Annotated in this window: 19 protein-coding genes; 3 read left to right on the top strand and 16 right to left on the bottom strand. The window is 68.9% G+C overall.

The window, feature by feature from the left end; translation table 11 throughout:
- Nucleotides 1–57: 57 nt before the first annotated feature.
- Nucleotides 58–894 (top strand): arginase family protein, encoded by an 837-nt coding sequence (locus tag ABD256_RS35385; protein ID WP_344429161.1) that lies wholly within the window; start codon nt 58–60, stop codon nt 892–894.
- A gap of 204 nt (nt 895–1,098) precedes the next feature.
- On the top strand, nt 1,099–2,382 hold the full coding sequence (locus ABD256_RS35380; RefSeq protein ID WP_344429159.1) for a PucR-like N-terminal domain-containing protein: 1,284 nt from the start codon (nt 1,099–1,101) through the stop codon (nt 2,380–2,382).
- A gap of 4 nt (nt 2,383–2,386) precedes the next feature.
- Here ABD256_RS35380 and ABD256_RS35375 read toward each other — a convergent pair whose 3' ends face one another.
- Together ABD256_RS35375 and ABD256_RS35370 are read right to left on the bottom strand one after the other, a co-directional pair.
- Nucleotides 2,387–3,739 carry a hypothetical protein gene (locus ABD256_RS35375; RefSeq protein WP_344429157.1) on the bottom strand — a complete coding sequence of 451 codons (1,353 nt, stop codon included), beginning with the start codon at nt 3,737–3,739 and terminating at the stop codon, nt 2,387–2,389.
- 117 nt (nt 3,740–3,856) lie between these two features.
- Nucleotides 3,857–4,468, bottom strand: coding sequence for a DUF6801 domain-containing protein (locus ABD256_RS35370; RefSeq protein WP_344429155.1), 612 nt, complete (start codon nt 4,466–4,468; stop codon nt 3,857–3,859).
- Between the two features lie 387 nt (nt 4,469–4,855).
- On the opposite strand from ABD256_RS35370, the gene ABD256_RS35365 reads away from it, so the two are divergent.
- Nucleotides 4,856–5,809, top strand: coding sequence for an RCC1 domain-containing protein (locus ABD256_RS35365; RefSeq protein WP_344429153.1), 954 nt, complete (start codon nt 4,856–4,858; stop codon nt 5,807–5,809).
- Nucleotides 5,810–5,857: 48 nt separating this feature from the next.
- Here ABD256_RS35365 and ABD256_RS35360 read toward each other — a convergent pair whose 3' ends face one another.
- The 14 genes from ABD256_RS35360 to ABD256_RS35295 all read right to left on the bottom strand — a co-directional run bounded on the left by ABD256_RS35360 (nt 5,858) and on the right by ABD256_RS35295 (nt 20,676).
- A complete protein-coding gene (locus ABD256_RS35360) occupies nt 5,858–6,523 on the bottom strand; it encodes a hypothetical protein (RefSeq protein WP_344429151.1) in 666 nt (221 codons plus the stop codon).
- A gap of 83 nt (nt 6,524–6,606) precedes the next feature.
- Entirely contained in the window at nt 6,607–7,221 is a 615-nt protein-coding gene (locus ABD256_RS35355; protein ID WP_344429149.1) for a hypothetical protein, read from the bottom strand.
- Nucleotides 7,222–7,296: 75 nt separating this feature from the next.
- Nucleotides 7,297–7,821, bottom strand: a complete 525-nt coding sequence (locus ABD256_RS35350; protein ID WP_344429147.1) for a hypothetical protein — start codon at nt 7,819–7,821, stop codon at nt 7,297–7,299.
- Nucleotides 7,806–9,002 (bottom strand): MCE family protein, encoded by a 1,197-nt coding sequence (locus ABD256_RS35345; protein WP_344429145.1) that lies wholly within the window; start codon nt 9,000–9,002, stop codon nt 7,806–7,808. The genes ABD256_RS35350 and ABD256_RS35345 overlap by 16 nt, the downstream gene beginning before the upstream one ends.
- Nucleotides 9,002–10,072: an MCE family protein gene (locus tag ABD256_RS35340; RefSeq protein ID WP_344429144.1), complete on the bottom strand. Its 1,071-nt coding sequence runs from the start codon at nt 10,070–10,072 to the stop codon at nt 9,002–9,004. Before ABD256_RS35340 ends, ABD256_RS35345 begins: the two co-directional genes overlap by 1 nt.
- Entirely contained in the window at nt 10,072–11,073 is a 1,002-nt protein-coding gene (locus ABD256_RS35335) for an MCE family protein (RefSeq protein ID WP_344429142.1), read from the bottom strand. Before ABD256_RS35335 ends, ABD256_RS35340 begins: the two co-directional genes overlap by 1 nt.
- A complete protein-coding gene (locus tag ABD256_RS35330) occupies nt 11,070–12,056 on the bottom strand; it encodes an MCE family protein (protein WP_344429140.1) in 987 nt (328 codons plus the stop codon). Before ABD256_RS35330 ends, ABD256_RS35335 begins: the two co-directional genes overlap by 4 nt.
- A complete protein-coding gene (locus ABD256_RS35325) occupies nt 12,053–13,054 on the bottom strand; it encodes an MCE family protein (protein WP_344429139.1) in 1,002 nt (333 codons plus the stop codon). The genes ABD256_RS35330 and ABD256_RS35325 overlap by 4 nt, the downstream gene beginning before the upstream one ends.
- Nucleotides 13,051–14,319 (bottom strand): MCE family protein, encoded by a 1,269-nt coding sequence (locus ABD256_RS35320; RefSeq protein WP_344429138.1) that lies wholly within the window; start codon nt 14,317–14,319, stop codon nt 13,051–13,053. Before ABD256_RS35320 ends, ABD256_RS35325 begins: the two co-directional genes overlap by 4 nt.
- Nucleotides 14,316–15,158: an MlaE family ABC transporter permease gene (locus ABD256_RS35315; RefSeq protein ID WP_344429136.1), complete on the bottom strand. Its 843-nt coding sequence runs from the start codon at nt 15,156–15,158 to the stop codon at nt 14,316–14,318. Before ABD256_RS35315 ends, ABD256_RS35320 begins: the two co-directional genes overlap by 4 nt.
- Nucleotides 15,159–15,164: 6 nt before the next feature.
- Nucleotides 15,165–16,004: an MlaE family ABC transporter permease gene (locus ABD256_RS35310; protein WP_425546575.1), complete on the bottom strand. Its 840-nt coding sequence runs from the start codon at nt 16,002–16,004 to the stop codon at nt 15,165–15,167.
- 245 nt (nt 16,005–16,249) lie between these two features.
- A complete protein-coding gene (locus tag ABD256_RS35305) occupies nt 16,250–17,248 on the bottom strand; it encodes an LLM class flavin-dependent oxidoreductase (RefSeq protein WP_344429133.1) in 999 nt (332 codons plus the stop codon).
- Between the two features lie 69 nt (nt 17,249–17,317).
- Nucleotides 17,318–18,247 (bottom strand): glutamate ABC transporter substrate-binding protein, encoded by a 930-nt coding sequence (locus ABD256_RS35300; protein WP_344429273.1) that lies wholly within the window; start codon nt 18,245–18,247, stop codon nt 17,318–17,320.
- 290 nt (nt 18,248–18,537) lie between these two features.
- The gene (locus ABD256_RS35295) at nt 18,538–20,676 is read right to left on the bottom strand and encodes a HelD family protein (protein ID WP_344429131.1); all 2,139 of its coding nucleotides are present in this window, start codon (nt 20,674–20,676) and stop codon (nt 18,538–18,540) included.
- Nucleotides 20,677–21,111: the final 435 nt, after the last annotated feature.

Below are 21,111 nucleotides of genomic sequence, written 5' to 3'. Positions count from 1 at the left end.
AAACAAGTGGTTCGCGAGAAGTTCAGGGATGACCCTGAGGTGGTTTACCTTGGGGCGATGCTCATCAACGCCGTGCCGCAGCGCCTCGGTTCGCTCGTCCCGAACTCCGCCAAGCTCCCCGGCGGGTGCCGCGCGCTCGCGGGCTTCGCGGGCGAGGTGCTCGGCCAGGACGTGCACGAGGTGCCGATCGGCGGCGCGGAGTCGTCCACAGTGGACGGTATCGCGCACCGGGAGGCGCTGGTCGCGGATCGGGCGTCGCAGCTCCTCGCGCTCGAAGCGCCGGAAGGCCCGGTGCTCACCATCGGCGGCGACTGCGGTGTCGAGCACGTGCCGCTCGGGGTCGCCCGGTTCCGGCACGGCGACGGTCTCGGGGTGCTGTGGCTCGACGCGCACCCCGACCTGAACACCGCCGAGACGTCGCCATCGGGCGCCTTCCACGGCATGGTGCTGCGGTCCGCCCTCGGCGACGGTGACGCGGAGTTCGCCGCCAGCCCGGCGCTGACCCCGGGGCGCGCCGTCCTCGCCGGTACCCGTTCCTTCGACGAGGGAGAGCGCGCCGCCGTGGACGACGGGCTCGCCGTGCTGGCCGGGTCCGCCGATCCGGAAACCGTGCTGGCCGCGCTCGCCGCGACCGGGGCGGACCGGCTCTACCTGCACCTCGATCTCGACGTGCTGGACCCGGCCGAGTTCGCCGCGGTCAACTACCCGGAGGACGGCGGGATCACCGTCACCGCGCTCACCCGGCTGCTCGCCGCGCTCGGCGACATCCCGGTGATCGGCGCGGGCATCACCGAATGCACGGCGGCGGACCGGGGGGAAGTGGCCGCGCTCGGGCCGGTGCTGGCCGAGATCGGCAGGCTGCTCGACGGTGCGGCATCCGGTCCCCCTGGGTGACGCCCTTTCGGACCAGTCGCCGGGATAGTTGTCATCCGAGCGCCGCGATGCCGGGTGATTTTGTCACAACCGGACAAGAAATCGGTTTCTTGTGCGGGAAGTGACACATTCGCGGCTAGTTTTTCGATGTGTTCGGTGTCACCCCGGTCGTCGGCCGGGGCGGGCCGCACTGGGGCGGCCAGGACATCGAGGCGAGGAGTTTTCGTGGGCCTGGAGCGAGGGATCGACGAGACGCGGACACTCGGCCCCCTGCCCCGCAAGCTGGCCGATCTGCTGCGGCCCGAACTCGGGAGCCTCGCCGACGAGATCGTCGAAGAGATCCGCTCGTCGATCCCGGCCTACGCGCGCCCGCTCGACGGGCCATACGGCAAGGCGATCAGGGCGGGCGTGCAGTACGCGATCACGCTGTTCGTCGAGCAGATCGCCGATCCGAGCGTCTCGAAGGAAGACTCCCACGACGTGCACCACCGGCTCGGCCAGTACGAGATGCGGGCCGGCCGGAGCCTGGACACCCTGCAGGCCGCCTACCGCGTCGGCGCGCGGGTTTCGTGGCGGCGGATCATGCGGGTCGGGCGGCGCAGCGGGCTCTCCTCGGCGGTGATGTCCCAGCTCGCCGACGCGATGCTCGCGTTCATGGACGAACTGGCCTCGGTCGCGCTCGACGGCTATCTGGAGGCGAAGGCGAGCACCGCGGACGCGCTCGACACCTGGCGAAGACGGTTGCTGCAGCTCATTCTCGAGGTCCCTTCGGTGCCGGCGAAGGCGATCGCCGAGCTGGCGCACCTGATCGGCTGGGAGGTGCCCTCCGAGGTCTCGCTCGTCGCGGTGCGGCCACTGCCCGGAACCGGGCACGTGCCCGCGCGTTCCCTGCTCGACTCGGACGTCCTCGCCGAACTGGACGGTGCCGAGCCGCATCTGCTCGTGCCGGGCGAGATCACGTCGTCGAGGGTCGCGTCACTGCAGATGATGCTGCCGCGCTGCCGTCTCGCGATCGGCGCGAGGGTGCCGCTGGCCGCCGCGGGCGACTCGCTGCGCTGGGCGCGCCGCACGCTCGCGCTCGCCGAGACCGGCGTGATCGCCGAAACCGCGGTGCTGCGCAGCGAGGAGCACCTCGCGACCGTGCTGCTGCACGCCGACGAACTGCTCGTGGACCACTTGCGCGCCAAGCTTTTCGCGCCGCTCGCCGGGCTCACCGCGAAGCAGCGCGACCGGATGATGGAGACCCTGCGCGCCTGGCTGGACAGCCAGGGAAACGTCGTCGACATCGCCGAGCGGCTGGACGTGCACCCGCAGACCGTCCGCTACCGGATGCGCCAGCTGCAGGCGACCTTCGGCGACAAGCTGGAAGACCCGGCGGCCAGGTTCGAGATGGAACTGATCCTGCGCGCGGACTCGACGAAGGCACCCGCACCCGTGCAGCGCGGCAGTTCGTGGGACGGCTACCGGATCGCCGACCTGCTCCCCACCCGCACCGAACCCGCCCGGTAGGCGATCAGCACTTCGGGGCGCTGGGATCGGGCGGCGTGCTCAGCCCCCTGCCGGTGATGCAGGCCTGGTTGTCCGGCCCCGAGTTGAGCCCCGAGATCAACGGGCTCAGCGGTTCCGTCCGGCCGCAGCCGGTGAACGCGGGCAGGGTGAAGCCCCGGTACCTGGGGTCCTTGGCGGCCGGGTCGGTCTTGAGGATCCCGCCCGCGACCGGGTCCCAGATCGTGGTGGTCAAGTCGATCGATGCCGGGGTCGCGGTGCGACAGTTCGGTCCGACGTCCAGTGGCACCCCGTTCACCTTCACGTTCGTGATGCGAACGAAGACTTCGAGGTGCGAGGTGATGTCGCCGGGGTAGAGGATGACCGCCGCGGGTACCGTCGCGTTCCCGCCCTCGTAGTCCGGTGGGAGCAACTCGACGTCCGCACTGGTCGGGACGAAGTCGAAGCCGAGCAGGTTCGCCTTCATCACCGAGAACCGGAGGTCACCGGTCTGCTTCGACGGCAGACCCGTCTCGAGCGGGCTCCCGAATATGTTGTTGACGAGTACGGTGTCGATCTTCAGCCGGGTCTTGGCCTTCTTCACCGTGGAGTAGCCGTCGATTTTGAACGGCTCCACTCCGAAGTAGATGTAACCCGGCTCGCTCAGCGTTTCCGCGGTGCCGCCCGCGGCTAGCGGCGTGGTCTTCTTTCCGGTAGCCGGTTTCGAGTTGTCCGGGGTTCGGCCGTCCTCGGTACGGACGAGTGCGGAGCCGAGCGTCGTCGGCGCATCGGCCGTGCAGGTGAAGGTGGTCTCCGCGGTCCCGGAGCCAAGCGTGATCACCGGTGCGCCCATGTCGAGCAGCACGGTACTCGTCGCCGAGCCGATGGCGGCGGCCGTGCCGCCCTTCGCGGTGAACGTGGTGGTGCCTGCCGGGTTCACCGGAGTGTCGTCAATGGACAGTTTCAGCGGAGTGGTCGTACGCTTCCCCGCGACGGTCGTACCGAGGTCCGCGGTGGCCGACCCGCGCGCGGTGACCACAGTGGACGGTTCGCCGCTCGTGCTCGTCGGCGCCGGTGACGGCGGAATCGCGTCATGGGCCAGCGAGAAGCTGAAAGCCAAGTCGTCCACTTTCACCGGTTTGCCCTGCTCGACGAAGTTCGGCAGGGTGGCGGTGATCTCGACCGGCAGCTTTTGCGCGACCGCGCCTTCGCCGGTGCCGCAGTCGTACTCGGTCTTGGCGACCACCTGGTGCCGCACCGAGTCGGTGGACGGTTTCGACGGCGGGCTCGCACCTGCCGCGGCGCCCGCGGCCAGCGCCACGCCACCGACTCCCGCGGTGAACGCGGTCAGTGCCCTGCCGAACCGGCGACGAGATCTCATCTGCACTTCCTGACGATCATGGCCCGATGGCTCCCCCCGGCCTGCGCTTCTCCCGTCGACGGCGCGGGAAAGCGCCTGGCCGGTGGTGGCCGGAGCCACCACCGGCCAGGCGGTGGATCAGCTGATGGTGACGTTCGGCGAGAACGCCGGGGTGCCCGACTTGATCGTGCACTTCATCGTCCACGGGGTCGATCCGCCCGCGGTCTTGAGCAGCTCGATGGGTGCGTTGAACGTGCCGGACAGCGTGACGCTGGCCTGCGTGCCCGCCGCGCCGGTCACGGTGAAGGCCGGGATGGTGGCACCGGTGTCGTTGATGTTGACGTCGATCGCGCCACCGGCCGGGTAGGTCTGGGTCGGGATGGTCAGGTTGGCCAGCGCGGCCGGGCTCGGGCTGAGGCCGACGCTGGTCACCTGCGCGTCCGCGTGGCCCTGTACGCCGTTGTAGCCGAGGTTGGTCAGGGTGTTGTGCAGCGCGGCGGAAATCGTCGCGGTCGCCTTGACGTTGGCCGGGGTGATGACGTTCCCGGTCGAGACCGCGTCCGGCGCGTCGAACTGCGCCTTGAGCAGCACGGGCTGGTTTCCGATCAGGGGGAAGCTGCAGCTGAGGTTCGTGTCCCCGGTCTTGTAGGTGATGGTGGTGGCGGCGGAGGCGGTGCCAACGACGCTCATGCTGACCGCGGCCGCGACCGCGGCGGATACGGCGATGGCCCTGCCCAGTTTGCGCGACATACTTGCAATCTCCTTTGACGCTAAGCCGTCTCGACTGTGTACATCAACTTCGCTCTATATCGAAGTGCATTCCGCATGCGGACGAAATGAGCGCGTGGCGCGCTGTCCGCCGGAGCACGACAGGGCACCCGGCGGGGTCAACTCTCCCCGATCGGCTGACACTTCGCCGATGGTCGCTATGTTACTTACCAGTTGCGTAAGGGACAAGACGATGGCGTCACGTCTTTCCCCGCTCCGTCCTTCATGGACATTGTTGCTCCCTTTTTGCCTAATGAGACCGGTGGTTCTGTCGGAATTTGACAAAAACCCGATCGGATATCGGGGGAGGCGGCGGGCGCGGGCTACCATCCGCCGCGGTATCCCCTGCGGACTTGGAGGGCGAACGGCATGAGGAAAAGGATCTTTCGCGGCTGGCCCGCGGTGGCGCTCGCCGCGCTGGCCGTCGCCGCCGGAATGCCGGGGGTGTCGGCCGATGCGGCCGCCGCGTCGGGCCCGGTGACGCAGTGGGGACTGGAAGTGTTCGACCTGCCTTCGGTGCCCGCTGAAGCGGCTTCCGGTGTTTCGGCGGTGTCCGCGGGCGGGATCAACGCGCTGGCGCTGAAAAACGGCGGCGTGCTCGTCTGGGGTGACAACCAGTACGGCCAGCTGACCGTTCCCGCCGGACTCGCCTCGGGTGTCTCGGCCGTCGCCTCCGGGTGGGGGCACGAGCTGGCGCTCAAGGCGGGACGCGTCTACGCATGGGGAAATTCCTGGTACGGCCAGACAACCGTGCCCGCGGCGGCGACCTCCGGGGTCACCGCGATCTCCAGCGACGTGTTCCACAGCCTCGCGCTCAAGCAGAACGGCCAGGTGCTCAGCTGGGGTTCGCGGACGGACGTGCCCGTGGCCGCGCAGTCCGGGGTGTCGGCGATTTCGGCCGGCGGCGACCACAGCCTCGCCTTGAAGAACGGCGCCGTGCTCGCGTGGGGCGCGAACCGGTACGGCCAGAGCACCGTTCCCGCGGCGGCGGCCTCGGGGGTGACCGCGGTCGCCGCGGGATACCAGCACAGCCTCGCGATCAAGAACGGCGCGGTGCTCGCCTGGGGCGACAACCAGTGGGGGCAGACCGATGTGCCGCCCGCGCTGTCCTCCGGTGTGACCGGGATCGACAGCGGCGGCAACTTCAGCGTCGCGTGGAAGGCCGACGGCACCTACTACGCCTGGGGCTTCGACGATCGCGGCTCGGTGAGCAACTCGCCGGGTTGCGACATCAGCCCGCAGGACGGCTGCCGGATGACGCCGGGCATGCTCGCGATTTCGGCGGGCCAGCAGCAGATCGTCGCACTGCAGGCCGCCGCGTGAGATCCGTGCGGCGCGCCGGGAAGCGGTGCGCCGCACGGACCGCGCGACTCAGTTCTGGTTGGACACCAGATCGAGCGAGATCGTGTTGCCCGGCCCGGAAACCAGTGCGCCGAGCGCGATGTCGGCGATGAAGCAGTCCTTGAAGGACGGAATGGTGTAGCTGCCGGTCACCGTGATCTTCGGATCGGTGAACACGTCCACGTTCTTGGCGGACAGGTCGAGGTTGATCGGGCTGACCGTCTTGCAGCTGTTCGGCACCGTGGGCAGCGGGAAGATCGGCACGATCGGGCCTGCCCAGATGTCGCTGATCTCCATGTTGGCCTGCGTGTGCGTGTTCAGGTCACCGTCCTTGAGCGTGCCGGTGACCTGGCCGACCGGCACCACCTTCACCGTGGCCTTGATCCGGAACAGCCCTGACACCAGCGAAATGTCCGCCTTCGAGGTGGGCAGGGACAGATCGCCCCTGATGCCGAGGCTCGTCTCGGTCACGATCAGCGCGCCGTCGAGCTTGCCGGGGCCGAGCTTCATCGCGCTGCCGGTCTTCTTGACCACGGTCGACCCGCTCACCGAGAACGACACCGGGAACTCGACCGGATCGTCCGCGGATGCGGGTACCGCGGCCAGCGCGTTGGTGGCGATCGTGGCGGCGGCGGTGAGCGCGGCCAGCCTGCCCATTCTCTTCCGGTTACCCTCGGTGCGGAGACGGCGTATCATCGCAGTTTTCTCCTTCGGTTTTCTCGCCGTTGAGACTTGCGGGGAGCGGGGTGGGAAAATGTCGTCGGATAGTGGGGAAATTCTTATCGGGGTACGAGATCGGTGATCACCCAGGACGAGCCCGCCCGTTCCAAGGTCACCGAAAGCTGGGAGGCCGCCGCTTCCGCGGATCCTTTGTCGGCCCTGGTCGCCGATTGGTCGAGAAAAGCGAGCACCTGCGCGCGGGCACCGGTCAGCGAGGACACCGCGGATTCCACGACGCGGGAGGTGAGTACGAGCTTCTGCTGCGGGGCCAGCTCGCGCACGCGGGCGAAGAGCTGGTTGTACGAGTCGAGCGCCTTGCCGCGCAGCACCTCCTTCGCGGCCCGCTCGGTCACGTCGGTCTTGTCGTAGGAGTAGGAGAAGATCTTGTTGAGCGAGTTCGTCGCGGCGGCGCTGACCTGCGCCGTCGTCGCGGCGTCGAGCTGTGCCGTGTTGTCCGCGCCCTCGAAGGTCTTCGCGGCGTGCGCCTCGGCGAGGAACCAGCCGCCCGCACCCGCGAGCACGAGTGCCACGGCGGCGAGCAGTGCGGGCACCTTCGGCAACCGCGCCCACCACGAGCGCGGCTCGTCGACCGTGCCGGTGTCGTTCACCTCGGCTTCGGCTTCCACCGCGTCGAAGTCCGTTCCGGCCTCGGTTGTCGCCGTTTCGGTGCTCATGGCTCCTCCGCTGGGAAAAGCACGTCGTCGGTGCTCATGGCTCCTCCGCTGGAAAAAGCACGTCGTCGGTGGTACTCATGACGCCCCCACGGGGATCGGGTCGAGAGCGCTGAGCTTCCAGCCAGCCGGGGTCCTGGTCAGCGCGACGGCGAACCGGTTGCGGTTGGTCGTCGGGGCCGTGCCGTCCTTCGCCACGGAGATCTCGACGGAGGCGAGCATCCGCGCGGTACCGGTGTCCTTGTCGAGCTCGCTGACCGCGGCGTCGAGCACCTTGCCGGTGGCCACCGAACCGTTGCCGGCCAAGGTCTTCTTGGTGGCTTCGTCGGTGGCGGCGAGCCGGTCGCGCAGCGCGCCGGTGGACTGCTCCAGCCACCTGGCGATACCGCGGTCGACGTTGTGGTAGTCCAAAGTGGTCAGTTCGGCGACCTGCGCCCGTCCGGTCTCCAGCACCGCCGCTCGCGTCCTGGCGTAGTCGAGCCCGTTGTCCGTGCCGGCGTCGACCCACGACCAGCCTGCCCAGCCCGCGAAGCCAGCGGCCACGACGACGGCCGCGATCGCGGCGTACAGCGGCCCGCGCCGCTTCGTCACTTCTTCAGCCACAGCATCTCCTCCAACGTGCTGGAAACCGGCAGCGGCGCCAGCCCGAGCGGGCCGGAACCGGGGGCCGCGGCGGGCGGGACACCGCCCTTCGGCGCGTTCTGCGCGCCGCGGACGAGGCTCTGGTCACCGCGGGGCAGGGTGCACTTAGCGTTCAGGTTGAACGGGGCGGACGACGTGTCGGACGGGCTGCGCCGCTGCGTCCCGCCGTACCCCGAGACGCAGGGCGGCGGGTCGGCGAAGGTGAGCACGATGGACAGGCGTCCGGTGTCCTGCGAGATCGCGTTCGTCAGCTTGTCGACGGCCTGCGGCGTGAGCGCGAAGAGCTGCTCCAGCCCGTTCGTCCTGGTGCTGACCAGGTTCGAGGTGGTGAGCAGGTTCGCCAGCAGCACCGAAAGCCCGGGGTTGGTGTCGCGGAGCAGCCCGGTGAGCTGGGTCGCGGCCTCGGGCGCGGTGCCGATGAGCTTGCGCAGGTCGCCGTCGGACTTCGCCAGCTCGGCGGCGAACTTCTTCGCGTTCGAGCTGAAGGAGCGCCATTCACCGGACGAGCCGGCCTGCGTGCTCAGCACGGTCTTGCCGTCGTCGATGAGCGTGGTCGTCTGCGGCAGGTGCCGCGCCGCGGTCCTGGTGAACTCGGCGGCCGAGTCGATCAGGGTCTGGAGATCGCCGCCGGTGCCCTGGAACGCGGTGTCCAGTTCGTCGACCACCGTGCGCAGCGAATCGGTCGGGACCGAGCCGGTGAACGCGCTGAGGTTTCCGAGCAGGGTCTGCACCGGCAGCGGGACCGCGGTCGACTCCTTCGGGATCGTCGCCCCGTCGGCGAGGAACGGGCCGTCGCCGGTGCGGGGCTGCAGGTCGACGTACTGCTCGCCGACCGCGGACCGGTTCGCCACCACCGCGCGCGAGTTCACCGGGATGTCCGGCGCCGCCGAGTCGATCAGGAGATCGGCCTCCATTCCGGTGTCGGTGAGCCGGAGTTCGCCGACCCTGCCGACGGCCACCCCGCGGTAGGTGACCTCGCCGTTGGTGAACACCCCGCCGCCTTCGGCGAGTTCGAGCTTGACGACGTAACCGCCGCCGAACGCCCTGCCGAGCCCGGCGTACTTGGCGCCGATGAAGGCGACCACGACGAGGGCGATCACCACGAACGCGATGACCTGCACCCGCACCTTGACGCTGACCATCAGCGGCCTCCGGCGATCTTCTCGACCGGTCCCGACGCGGGCAGCGGCAGCGCGGTCGGATCGGGCGGCTGGACGATGACGCCCGCGCCGGGTGCCATCCGCACGAACATGTTGAGGTAGTCGCCCTTGTTCGCGTTGAGCACCTCGTCGGTGAACGGGAAGGTCGGCAGGATTTCCAGCGCCCTGGCCAGTTTCCCGTCCTCGCTCGCCTTCGCCAGCCGGTCGAGGATCGGGGACAGCGCGGTCAGGTCGGCGATCATGTCGTCCTTGCTCCGGTTGATCGTGTCGACCGCGACGCCGGCGAGCTGGTCGAGCGACTGGAGCATGGTGACCAGCGCGCTTCGCTGGTCCGAAAGGGACTTCAGGCCCGGCGTCAGGTCCGTGAGCGCGCCGGAGACCTGGTGCTGCCGGTTGACCAGCGTGGTGGAGAGCCGGTTGAGCCCGTCGAGCGCTTCGGTGATGTCGCCGCGGTGTGCGTCCAAATCGGACACCAGCTTGTCCGTGCCCGCCAGGAACGACCTGATCTCGTTCTCGTTTCCCTTGAGCACCTTGGTCAGCTCGCGGTTGATCGTCTGGAGCTGGCCGATCCCGCCGCCGTTGAGCAGCAGCGAAAGCGCGCCGAAGATCTCCTCGACCTCGGGGTTGCGGTTGGTGCGCGACACCGGGATCACCGCGCCGTCGACCAGTTTGCCCTCGCCGTCGGATTCGGGTGGCGCCAGTTCGACGAACTTCTCCCCGAGCAGGCTCGACTGGCGCAGCCTGGCGACGGCGTTGGCTGGCAGCGAAATCCCGCCGTTCACCGCGACGACGGCCTGCGCGGTCCACCCGTCGGCGCCGAGCCCGATCGTCTCGACCCGGCCGACCGCGACGTCGTTGACCTTCACCGCCGCCTGCGGCACCAGGTCGAGCACGTCGGCGAACTGGACGGTGACCCGGTAGGAGTGGTCGCCGAGATCGGCGCCGCCGGGCAGCGGGAGGTCGTAGACGCCCTTGAACTCGTCGGACGAGCACCCGGTGGCCGCGCCGAGGCACAGCGCGACCGCGACGGCGGCGAAGCGGATCCTGCGCATCACTTCGCCCCTCCCGGCACGGCGGAAAACGGGTAGTACTCCGGGAGCACGGTCCGGCCCTGCAGCGTGCCGGTCTTCGGGTCGAAGGCGTTCAGCACGTTCGACACCGCCAGCGGGAGCGAATCCAGTGCCTCGCCGAGCGAGGCGCGCTTGTCGACGAGGGTCTGCGTCGTCCGCGCGAGATTGTCCACATTGGTCTTGATCAGCGCGCGGTTCTTCTTGATGAAGTCCTGTACGTCGGCGAGCGCGCTGCCGAGCGTGGTGAGCGCGCCGGAAAGCTCCGTGCGGTCCGCGGAAAGCGTCTGCAGCACCGTGGTCAGCTGCTTGTTCACCCCGCGCACCTTGTCGTCGTCGCCTGCCAGCATGCTGGTGAACTTCTGCAGCTCGTCGACCGTGCCGAACAGGTCGTCCTTCGACCCGGCGAGCGTCTTGGCGAGATCGGCGAAGTTGCGCACCGCGTCGTTGACCGCCTTGCCGTTGCCGGACAGGTTCGCCGCGCCGGTGTCGAGCAGATCGCTCAGTGCCCCGTTCGCGTTGGCCCCCTTGGGCCCGAGCGATTCGGTGAGGGTGTTGAGGCTCGCGTAGAGCTCGTCCAGTTCGACCGGGGTGCCGGTGCGGTTGACTCCGATCACCGCTCCGTCGGGCAGCATCGGGCCGCGCAGGGCGGGTTTCGAGAACTGCACGTACCGGTCCGCGACCACGCTCGGCGCGACCACGAGCACGTTCGCCGAGTCCGATACGCCGATCCCGGCGTCGATGGTCATCGCGACCTCGACCTGTTCGCCGCGCGGGGTGACGCTGTCGACCTGTCCGATCCGGACACCGAGCAGCCGCACGTCCGATCCACTGTAGACACCGACCGCCCTGGTGAAGTACGCGGTGACGTGGCGGTCGCCCGACCCGGAGAACAGCCACCACATCCCGCCGATCACGACGAGCGCGAGCACGATCGCGATGGTGACGAGCCTGGTGACGCGCAGCCCGAACCTCGTGTCGGTCACCGTCCCCCTCCCTTCGGCGGCGTGCACGGATCGCGGTTGTCCGGGACGAGACCGCACACGTAGCTGTCGATCCAGTGGCCGGAGCCGCCGATGTTGGTGACCACGCGGAAGTACGGCCCGGCGACCGTCAGCGCGTGGTCGAGATCGTCGTTGTGCCGCTTGAGGATCCCGGTGACGCTGCTCAGCTTGCCCAGCGCCTTTTCGAGCTGACCGGTGTTGTCCGCGACCAGCCCGGAAAGCTGCTTCCCGAGGTCCTGCGCGCCGACCAGCAGCGCGTGGATCGCGTCCCGCCGGTTGGCCAGTTCGGTCAGCAGGAGGTTGCCGTCGCCGAGGAGCTTGTCGAAGTCACCGCTGGAGTTCGCGAGCGTGCCGCTGATCTTGTGCGCGCTGGCCAGCAGTTCGGCGAGCTGGTCGTCCCGCGAGGCGATCGTCTTCGACAGCGCCGAAAGCCCGTCGAGCGCGAGCCTGACGTGCTCCGGCGAGTCCTTGAACGTGTCGGAGATGCTGCGGAAGCTCTGCGCGAGCTGGGTGGTGTCGATCGAGCCGACGGTGTTCGCGAGCCCGTTGAACGCCTCGGTGACGTCGTAGGGCGTGACCGTGCGGTTGCGTGGGATCGCCGCCGCCGGGTCCTGCTCGGCGTCCCCGAGCGGGTGCAGCGCGAGGAACTTGCGGCCGAGCAGGGTCTTGATCTTGATCTCGGCCGAGGTCTTGTTGCCGAGCCACGCGTCTTCCACCCGGAACTTGACCACCACGTGGTCGTCGGCGAGATCGACGGCGCTGACCTCGCCGACCTTGATCCCGGCGATCCTGACCTCGTCGTCGGGCTGCAGGCCGGCCGCCTCGCCGAACTCGGCCGCGTAGCTCGTACCGGAGCCGACGAGCGGCAGGTCCTGCCAGTAGAACGTGCCGGTGACCACGGCGGCGAGCACCACGCTGCCGATCGCGCCGATGGTGACCGGGTTGCGCTCCTTGAACGACTTCATCGCCTGCACCTCGCCGCGTCGCTGACCACGGACTGCTGCGGGTTCGAGGTGAGCACGGCCTGGCACAGGAAGAAGTTCGTCCACGACCCGTACGAACTGGCCTTCCCGACCGCTTCGAGCTTCTGCGGGAGCAGCGTCAGGAACTTCTCGACGTCGCCGGAGGACTTGTCGAGCTGGTTCGAAAGCGCGCCGAGGCCGGTGATCGTGTCCTTCAGCGGCGGGCGCGCGTCCTTCAGCAACCCCGCGGTGGCGGTGGACAGGTCGGCGATGCCCTGGATGGAGTCGCCGATCGCGGTGCGGTCACCGGCGAGCCCCGACACCAGCTCGCGCAGCGTAGTGATCAAAGTGGACAGTGCGTCGCCCTTGTCGTTGATGTTCTTCAGCACCGAGTTGAGATTCGTGATCACGTTCCCGATCACCTTGTCGCGACCGGCCAAAGTGGACGTGAGCGACCCGGTGTGCGCGAGCAGGCTCTCCACGGTGCCGCCCTCACCCTGCAGCACCTGCACGATCTCGCCGGAGAGCTGGTTGACGTCGGTCGGGGACAGCGCCTGGAAGAGCGGTTTGAACCCGTTGAACAGATCGGTCAGGTCCAGCGCGGGCGTGGTGCGCTCGATCGGGATCTCGGCACCGGGGGCGAGCGTCCGGTTCGTGCCCTTGCCGCGTTCGAGCGCGACGTAGCGCTGGCCGACCATGTTGCGGTACTTGATCACCGCGGTCAGGTCCGCGGGCAGCTTCCGCCCGTGGTCGACCGAAAACGTCACGTGTGCGAGGTGCTGGTCGACGATGTCGAGCGCCTCGACCTGCCCGACCCGCACCCCGGAGATCCGCACGTCGTCGCCGACCACGAGCGCGGTGGCGTCGGTGAACCGCGCGCCGTAGGAGTCGGTCTGCCCGATCCCGGTGTTGTTGATGGACAGTGCCAGCACGACCGTGGCCAGCCCGGTAACGAGAATGAAGGCGATCGCCTTGATGAGCGCGCCGGTGATGTTCCTCATTTCAGGGTCACCTCCGCCCCGCGGTAGAGCGGTCCGATGAGGACACTGCCCCAGGCGGGGACGTCCGCGGTGGGCACGCCGATCGACGGCGCCACGAGCGAGGCGATCAGCTCGCGCTCCTGCGGCGAGTTCGCGAGCCCGAGCCCGTCGGCGGTCGTCGCGCCGAGCGGGTGCGCCGAGCCGCCCGCGACGGTGGCGCCTTCGGTCGGCGTGACCCCGCCCGGGTAGCACTTCGGGCCACCGCTCGCGGTGTACACCGGATCGTCCTTGCCCGGCACGTACTTCCCGCGCGACTGGGTCACGATCGCGTCGACGTGCATACCGGGTTCGTCGGTGCCCTTGCCGAGTACCTTGTCCATTTCGGGCGCGAGCGCCGCCATCGCGGTGAAGGTGCAGGGAAAGCTCGACGAATAGCGGGCGGTCAGCTCCAGCGGTGCCCTGCCCGACGCGGACAGTTTGATGATGGTGTCCTTGTTCTGCTTCAGGAACGTGGTGACGTCCTGCGCGGACGTGGTGACCTTGTCGTACAGCGAACCGAGCTGGGCACGCTGGTCCTTGACCGTGTTCAGCGTGACCGCGGTCGACGTGAGCGCGTCGAGCAGATCCGGCGCGATGTCGCCGTAGAGGTTGCTCACCTTCGCCAGGTCGCGGATGTTCGCGTTCAGCCTCGGCAGGCTCGGGTTGAACTTCTCCAGGTAGTCGGCGGCGGTGGTGAGCGTGTCGCCGAGCTGCGTGCCGCGGTCCTGCAGCGCGGTGGCCACCGCGGTCAGCGTGGTCGCGAGCTTCTGCGGCTGCACCGCCTTCAGCACCGGGAGGAGGTTGTCGAACACGCGCTCCAGCTCGATCGCGTTCGCGGAGCGGTCCTGCCCGATCACGTCACCCGGCGCCAGCGGGGGCTGCCTTCCGGAGTCCGGAATGGACAGTTGGACGTAGCGCTCGCCGAACAGCGTCTTCGGCACCAGCAGCGCCGAGACGTTCTTGGGCAGGCGCGCGAGCTTGCCCGGTTCGAGCGCGAGGTCGATCTCCGCTCCGTCGCCGGTGCCCCTGATCCCGCGCACCTCGCCGACCACCACGCCGCGCGCCTTGACCTCGGAGGTGACGTGCAACTGGTTGCCGACGCGGTCCGTGCGCAGGGTGACCGGCACCGAGGAGTCGAAGTCCTTGTCGTAGATCTTTATCGACAAGGTGATCAGCAGGCCGATCACGACCAGGAAGACGACCCCGGCACCGCGCCGGACCACCTTGCGCTCGCCCAGTGCGCTCATCCGGCCACCTTCACCGTCGTGGTGGCGCCCCAGATCGCGAGGCTGAGGAAGAAGTCCAGCACGCTGATCGACACGATCGCGGTGCGCACGCCCCGCCCGACGGCGACGCCGACCCCGGCCGGGCCGCCGCTCGCGCGGAACCCGTAGAAGCAGTGCGCCAGCACCACGACGACGCTGAACACCAGTACCTTCCCGAACGACCACAGCACGTCGATCGGGGGCAGGAACAACTGGAAGTAGTGGTCGTAGGTGCCTGCCGACTGGCCGAACACCCACACGGTGATCTGGCGCGACGCGACGTAGGAGGTGAGCAGGCCGATCGCGTACAACGGGATCACCGCGACGAACCCGGCGATGATCCGCGTGGTCACCAGGTACGGCACGCTCGGCACGCCCATCACTTCCAGCGCGTCGATCTCCTCGGAGATCCGCATCGCGCCGAGCTGCGCGGTGAACCCGCAGCCGACCGTCGCCGACAGCGCGAGGCCCGCGACGAGCGGCGCGATCTCGCGGGTGTTGAAGTAGGCCGAGACGAACCCGGCGAACGCCGAGGTGCCCACCTGGTTCAGCGCGGAGTAGCCCTGCAGGCCGACCACGGATCCGGTGAACACGCTCATCCCGACCATCACGCCGATCGTGCCGCCGATGACCGCGAGCGCGCCGCTGCCGAAGCTGACCTCGGCGAGCAGCCGGATGATCTCCTTGCCGTAGCGGGTGAGCGCGCGGGGCACCCAGCCCAGCGCCCTGAGCGCGAAGAAGATCTGGTCGCCGAGCGTGTCGAGGAAGCCGAAGCGGCGGTCGACCGCCTGGCGCACGCGCTGCTGGGTGCTCGTCACCATCGCGCGTCACATTCCCTTCGGCGGCACCAGCTGCACGTACAGCGCGCTGATCACGAGGTTGAGCAGGAACAGCAGCAGGAAGGTGATGACGACGGACTGGTTCACCGCGTCGCCGACGCCCTTCGGGCCACCGCGCGGGTTCAGGCCGCGGTAGGACGCGACGATCGCGGCCACGAACCCGAACACGACCGCCTTCAGCTCGCTGACCCACAGGTCGGGGAGCTGGGCGAGCGCGGAGAAGCTCGCGAGGTAGGCGCCGGGGGTGCCGCCCTGCATGATCACGTTGAAGAAGTAGCCGCCCAGCACGCCGACGACGCTGACCATGCCGTTGAGGAAGGCCGCCACGCCCATCGCGGCGAGCACCCTCGGCACGATGAGCCGCTGGACGGGGGAGACGCCGAGCACCTCCATCGCGTCGATTTCTTCGCGGATGGTGCGGGAACCGAGGTCGGCGCACATCGCGGAACCGCCCGCGCCCGCGATGAGCAGCGCGGTGACGATCGGGCTCGCCTGCTGGATGATCGCGAGCACGCTCGCCGCGCCGGTGAACGACTGCGCGCCGATCTGGGTGGTGAGCGAGCCGAGGTGCAGCGCGATCACCGCGCCGAACGGGATGGCGACCAGCGCGGTCGGCAGGATCGAGACGCTGGCGATGAACCAGAACTGCCCGACCAGCTCACGGAACTGGAAGGGCCGCTTGAACAGGCAGCGGAGCACGTCGAGGCCGAGTGCGTAGAGGCGCCCGGTCTGCCGGAGCGCGGCCTCGCCGGGCAGCGGCCGCCTTGGCGCCCGCGCCTTTTCCGACGGAAATGCCACGCCACCTCCCTGATCGCCCGTGCGCAGCATCGATTGCCCGGGATCGATGCTTTCTCTGGGCCATTCGGAGGAATGGCTGAAGTAGGCCCCGGTTTTTAACGCACGACTCGTTACTGGTCGGTACGCTAACTTCGGGCCTGGTCAGAGGGCAAGAACTTCCCGCAAAGGACAGGGTTACGGCCTGGTAACCACGCTTTTCTTGCGTAGTTGTGACAATTTTTCAGGTGGTCGCTGTCGGAAGCGACAAGCAATTCCGGCGGTCTCGGGAAACCCGCTCAGCGGACCAGGTCTGCCACCAGTTCGTAGGAGCGGACGCGGTCGGCGTGCCCGTGCACCATCGTGGTCACCATGACCTCGTCGGCGCCGGTGTCCGAAACCAGCCTCTCCAGTCCCTTGTGGACGGTCTCGGGCGAACCGACGATGTTGCTCGACATGCGCTCGGCGATGAAGGCCTCGTCCATCTCGGTGTACGGGTAGTCGGCCGCCTCCTGCGGGGTCGGCAGCGGGATCGGCCTGCCCCGGCGAAGGCTCAGGAACGACAGGCCGCTCGGCGCCGCGAGCCAGCGCGCCTTCTCGTCCGTCTCGGCGCACACCACCGAGGCGCCGAGCATCACGTACGGCTCGTCGAGGACGGCCGACGGCCGGAAGGAGTCCCGGTAGAGCTGCACCGCCGGCTCGGTGTTCTCGGCGCTGAAGTGGTGGGCGAAGGCGAACGGCAGCCCGAGCATCCCGGCGAGCTGGGCGCTGAACCCGCTCGAACCGAGCAGCCAGAACGGCGGCTTGTTGCCCTCCGCGGGCACTGCCCGCACCGCGCGCCCTTCCTCCGGCTCGAAGTAGGCCATCAGCTCGGTCAGCTGCTGGGGGAACGCGTCGGCCGACAGCGCCGCCCCGGAACCGCGCAGCGCGATCGCGGTGCGCTGGTCCGTGCCGGGCGCGCGCCCGATGCCGAGGTCGATCCGGCCGGGGTGGAACGCTTCGAGCATGCCGAACTGCTCGGCCACGATGATCGGCGCGTGGTTCGGCAGCATGATCCCGCCGGAGCCGACCCTGATCGTCTCGGTCGCGGTCGCCACGTGCCCGATCAGCACCGCCGTCGCCGAGCTGGCGATCCCCGGCATGTTGTGGTGCTCGGCCACCCAGTAGCGGTGGTAGCCGAGCCGCTCGGCGTTGCGGGCGAGGTCGATGGTGTTGCGCAGCGCGGCGCCGGCGTCGGAACCGCTCTCGACGGGCGAGAGGTCGAGCACGGACAGGCGCACATCAGGCAGAACAGTCACGTCGATGTGCAACGTGCCGGACGCCGAGAACCTTCCCGGTGTGCCGCGCGGGTCACATGCCCCGTCACGTCAGGAGCCTGCCACCGACCCGATCACGGGCGGCGTCGGCGCGTCGCCGAGCACCACCGTGCCGAGCGACTTCTTCCACGCCGCCTGCCACAGCCCGTTGTCCTCGATCTTCTTCAGCCAGGTGTTGATGAACTTCTTGAACGAGGTGTCGCCGTGCCTGATCCCGATGCCGTAGGGGTCGTTCGTGAACGAGCTGTCGACCACCTGGATCTTCTTGTTGAGCTGTGCCGCGCCCGCGAGCACGGTCAGATCGTGCACGTAGGCGTCGGCGGTGCCCTGTTCGAGCGCCGAGACGCACTCCGCGCCGGTGTTGTAGGTGGTGAGCTTCGCGCCGGGCGCCTGCGCCTGCACGGCGGCGGCACTCGTCGTGTTGCTGACCGCGGCCACCTTCTTCCCGACAAGATCGGATGGCTTGCTGATGTTCTTGGTGGTCTTGAGAGTGGCGATGGCCTGACCGGAAGTCAGGTACGGCCCGGCGAAACTGACCTGTTCGGCCCGTTTCTCGGTGATCGTGTAAATGCGGATCACGACATCCACCGTGTTGATCTTCAATAGCGTTTCCCTGATCTCGGGGGTCAGTGAAGTGATCTTCGTATCGGGTGTGCCGATGATGTATTTGGCAAGCATCTTGCCCAATGTCGCGTCGAAGCCCTCGGTTTGCCCGGTGGTCGGGTTCTGCTGCGAGAGCAGGGGCATGTCGAGGTCGCCGCCGATGATGAGCTGGCCGCGCTTCTTGATCGCCGCCGCCGTCGCGCTCTGCGCGATTTCCTCTGCGCTGGCCACGGGCGCCTGGTCGATGAGGTCCGGCTGCAGTGCCATCTGGTGTGCCGCGGGAGTGGCCGTCGGAGCGTTCCCGCAGGCGGCCAGTGCGGCGGTCGCCACCGCCGCCACCGTGACCGCCGTCAGCCGGCGTCGCGTGCGCGACCTCATCTGCACCACTCCCATTCCTTTCGGCATGCCCCTATCGCATGTGGTGAATGAACTGAACCCCTCAATTCGCTCGTCGTGCATTGAAACCCGTGGGGGAGAATTAGTAAACACCAGAGCGGAAATCAGCCCCCGCGCTTGCGGTGAGGAATAAACCAACTGCGTGGGCGCGTGGGAATAGAATTACCTAAAGATATGATCAATCACGTCCCGATAAAGAGAATGGGGACGGGAAATCGGTTACCCGCTGCAGGGGGTCCCGGTGCGGTCACCCCGTGCGGTCGATGCGCCGGTCACCGCGGTGACGGCAGCCAGTCCGGGTCGGAGGCCAGCACGGTCAGCTGCTGCGTCGCCCGTGTCAATGCGACGTAGAGCACACGCCGTCCCGTCGTCGACTCCGTGACGAGGTCCATCGGCTCCACCAGAACCACCGCGTCGTACTCGAGGCCCTTGGAGTCCAGGCTGCCGACGACCTTGAGCCGTTCGTCGGCCTGCCCGGAGAGCCAGCCGGACACCTCGTCGACCCGGTCCATCGCGGTGATCACGCCGACGGTGCCCTCGACCGCCGCGAGCAGTTCCTTCGCCGCCGCCTGCGTCTCGTGCTCCAGCGCCGCGACGTCCACCGGGCGCACGTCTGGCGTGAGCCCCGTCGTGCGCACCGCCTTCGGCAGCTCGTCCGAACCGGCCTGCCCCACGACCACCTTCGCCGCGAGGTCGAAGATCTCCGCCGAGTTCCGGTAGTTCGTGCGCAGCGTGTACCGCCGCCGCGCGGTCCGCACGCCGAACGCCTGGTCGCGCGCCTGCGCGGCCTCGGCGGGGTCCGGCCACGAACTCTGCACCGGGTCGCCGACCACGGTCCAGCTCGCGTACTTGCCGCGCCTGCCGACCATCCGCCACTGCATCGGCGAGAGGTCCTGCGACTCGTCCACCACGATGTGCGAGTACTCGTCGTAGTGCTCGGGGCGCTGCGGCCCGGTGCCGGTGCTGCCGCGGGGCGTCGGCTCCGCCTCCAGGTCCACCGGGCGGTGCCTGCGCTTCGGCGGCGGGCCCGCCAGCACCCGCAGCTCGTCGAGCATCGCCACGTCCGCCACCGACCAGCCGTGGGAGCGGTCCGCCATGGACGCCGCCAGCATGCTGATCTCGTCGCGGTTGAGCAGTTGCTTCCCGGCGCGCGCGAGGCGCCTCTCGTCGGAGAGCCAGCGCAGCACCTCGCCCGGGTACAGCACCGGCCACCACACCACGAGGAACCGGTGGAAGTCGATCCGCTCGCCGAGATCGGTGATCAGCTCGGCCCTGTCGATCGTCTTGCCGTCCGCGGTGGCGTACTCCTCAGCCTTGTCGGCGAGCGCGTCGAGCAGGGTTTCCGCCGCGCGGATCCGCGACCGGTTCGGCGGCCCGCCGTGCGTGTGCACCTTGCGGCGGACCTTCTCCAGCTCCTTCGCGGAGAGCTTCAGCACCTCGCCCCGGTAGACGATGCGCATCTCCTCGGGAACGTCGGGCGGGGTGTCGCGCAGCGCGCGCAGGAGCACCTTCCGCATCCGGAGCGAGCCCTTCACCGCGGCCAGCGGTGCCGCGTCCTGGTGGCTCCCGTCGGCGCCACCGACGCCGTCGAGCAGCTCGCCGAGCGCGCGCAGCTCCACATTGGTCTCACCCATCGACGGCAGCACGCGCGAGATGTAGCTGGTGAACACCCCGGACGGCCCGACGACCAGCACGCCCGCGCCGCCGAGCTGGCGCCGGTGGCGGTAGAGCAGGTACGCGGCGCGGTGCAGCGCGACGGCGGTCTTCCCGGTGCCGGGGCCGCCGGTGATCTCGGTGACCCCGCGCCACGGCGCCCTGATCACCTCGTCCTGCTCGCGCTGGATGGTGGCGACGATGTCGCGCATCTTCTCGCCGCGGGACCGGCCCAGCGCGGCCATCAGCGCGCCCTCGCCGACGATCGGCATGCCCTCGGGCACCGCGTCCGCGATGAGCACGTCGTCGTCCACGTCGAGCACGTTCTGCCCGGAGCAGCGGATCACGCGGCGGCGCACCACGTCCATCGGCTCCTCGGCGGTGGCCTGGTAGAAGGCGGCCGCGGCGGGGGCGCGCCAGTCGGTGACCAGGTTGTCGAACTCGGCGTCCCTGATCCCGAGGCGTCCCACGTAGACGGTCTCGGTGTCGGTGTGATCGAGCCTGCCGAACACGAGCCCCTCGTACTCGGCGTCGAGCGTCTGGAGCGTCTGGTTCGCGTGGAACACCATCATGTCCCGTTCGAACAGCATGGACGCCTGTTCGAAAACGGCCTCACGCTGGGCACCGTGGCCGATCTCGTAGCCCTTCGCCCGCATGGCCTCCGCCTGCGTGCGGAGCTCCGCGAGCCGGGTGTAGACGCGATCGACGTGGTGTTGTTCGACAGCGATCTCGGCCCGCCTGACCCGAGGTTCCGACAACTCTGTGCTCCTAGCAGCTCTAAACCCGAAGGGGAAGAACGACTCTACCCTCTCTCGGTCGTCGAAATTTGCACTGCCGGGGCCCGGCTCCCGAGATGAGCGTCACGGGGGTGGCGGGCGCCCCCACCATCGCGAATTCGGCGGCCCTGCGTCCGACTTGACCGCTCTCCCGCCCACCGGCTTGCCGGTGGGCGGCTGGGCTGGGAGTGGCCGCGGACCTCGCGGCACTCGTGAGGTAAGCGGGCGCCGGGGGTTTGTTCATGCCGTGAAGGTGCCCTTCGCGGCATCTGACGCCGCGATCTCGCCCCTCGCGGCGCAGGGCATGGTGCTGCTGATGCCGTGAAGGATGCTCCTATAGAGGCCGAGGTGAGGTCCGCTGCGCATGCCCTGAAGGTGCCCTTCGGGGAATCTGACGCCGCGAAGGTGACCTTCAGG

Origin of the sequence: Amycolatopsis minnesotensis, from assembly GCF_039529815.1 — a bacterium.
Classification (GTDB): domain Bacteria; phylum Actinomycetota; class Actinomycetes; order Mycobacteriales; family Pseudonocardiaceae; genus Amycolatopsis; species Amycolatopsis minnesotensis.
Note: the sequence above shows the minus strand (reverse complement) of the source record. Positions and strands in the feature narration are given on the sequence as shown.

Excerpts from the sequence above, each read along its gene's own strand:
- ABD256_RS35340 (WP_344429144.1), bottom strand. The coding sequence starts at position 10,072 with ATGCGCAGGATCCGCTTCGCCGCCGTCGCGGTCGCGCTGTGCCTCGGC.
- ABD256_RS35375 (WP_344429157.1), bottom strand. The coding sequence starts at position 3,739 with ATGAGATCTCGTCGCCGGTTCGGCAGGGCACTGACCGCGTTCACCGCG.
- ABD256_RS35385 (WP_344429161.1), top strand. The coding sequence starts at position 58 with ATGCTCATCAACGCCGTGCCGCAGCGCCTCGGTTCGCTCGTCCCGAAC.
- ABD256_RS35325 (WP_344429139.1), bottom strand. The coding sequence starts at position 13,054 with ATGAGGAACATCACCGGCGCGCTCATCAAGGCGATCGCCTTCATTCTC.
- ABD256_RS35345 (WP_344429145.1), bottom strand. The coding sequence starts at position 9,002 with ATGGTCAGCGTCAAGGTGCGGGTGCAGGTCATCGCGTTCGTGGTGATC.
- ABD256_RS35300 (WP_344429273.1), bottom strand. The coding sequence starts at position 18,247 with ATGAGGTCGCGCACGCGACGCCGGCTGACGGCGGTCACGGTGGCGGCG.
- ABD256_RS35370 (WP_344429155.1), bottom strand. The coding sequence starts at position 4,468 with ATGTCGCGCAAACTGGGCAGGGCCATCGCCGTATCCGCCGCGGTCGCG.
- ABD256_RS35360 (WP_344429151.1), bottom strand. The coding sequence starts at position 6,523 with ATGATACGCCGTCTCCGCACCGAGGGTAACCGGAAGAGAATGGGCAGG.
- ABD256_RS35355 (WP_344429149.1), bottom strand. The coding sequence starts at position 7,221 with ATGAGCACCGAAACGGCGACAACCGAGGCCGGAACGGACTTCGACGCG.
- ABD256_RS35320 (WP_344429138.1), bottom strand. The coding sequence starts at position 14,319 with ATGAGCGCACTGGGCGAGCGCAAGGTGGTCCGGCGCGGTGCCGGGGTC.
- ABD256_RS35330 (WP_344429140.1), bottom strand. The coding sequence starts at position 12,056 with ATGAAGTCGTTCAAGGAGCGCAACCCGGTCACCATCGGCGCGATCGGC.
- ABD256_RS35315 (WP_344429136.1), bottom strand. The coding sequence starts at position 15,158 with ATGGTGACGAGCACCCAGCAGCGCGTGCGCCAGGCGGTCGACCGCCGC.
- ABD256_RS35310 (WP_425546575.1), bottom strand. The coding sequence starts at position 16,004 with ATGCTGCGCACGGGCGATCAGGGAGGTGGCGTGGCATTTCCGTCGGAA.
- ABD256_RS35365 (WP_344429153.1), top strand. The coding sequence starts at position 4,856 with ATGAGGAAAAGGATCTTTCGCGGCTGGCCCGCGGTGGCGCTCGCCGCG.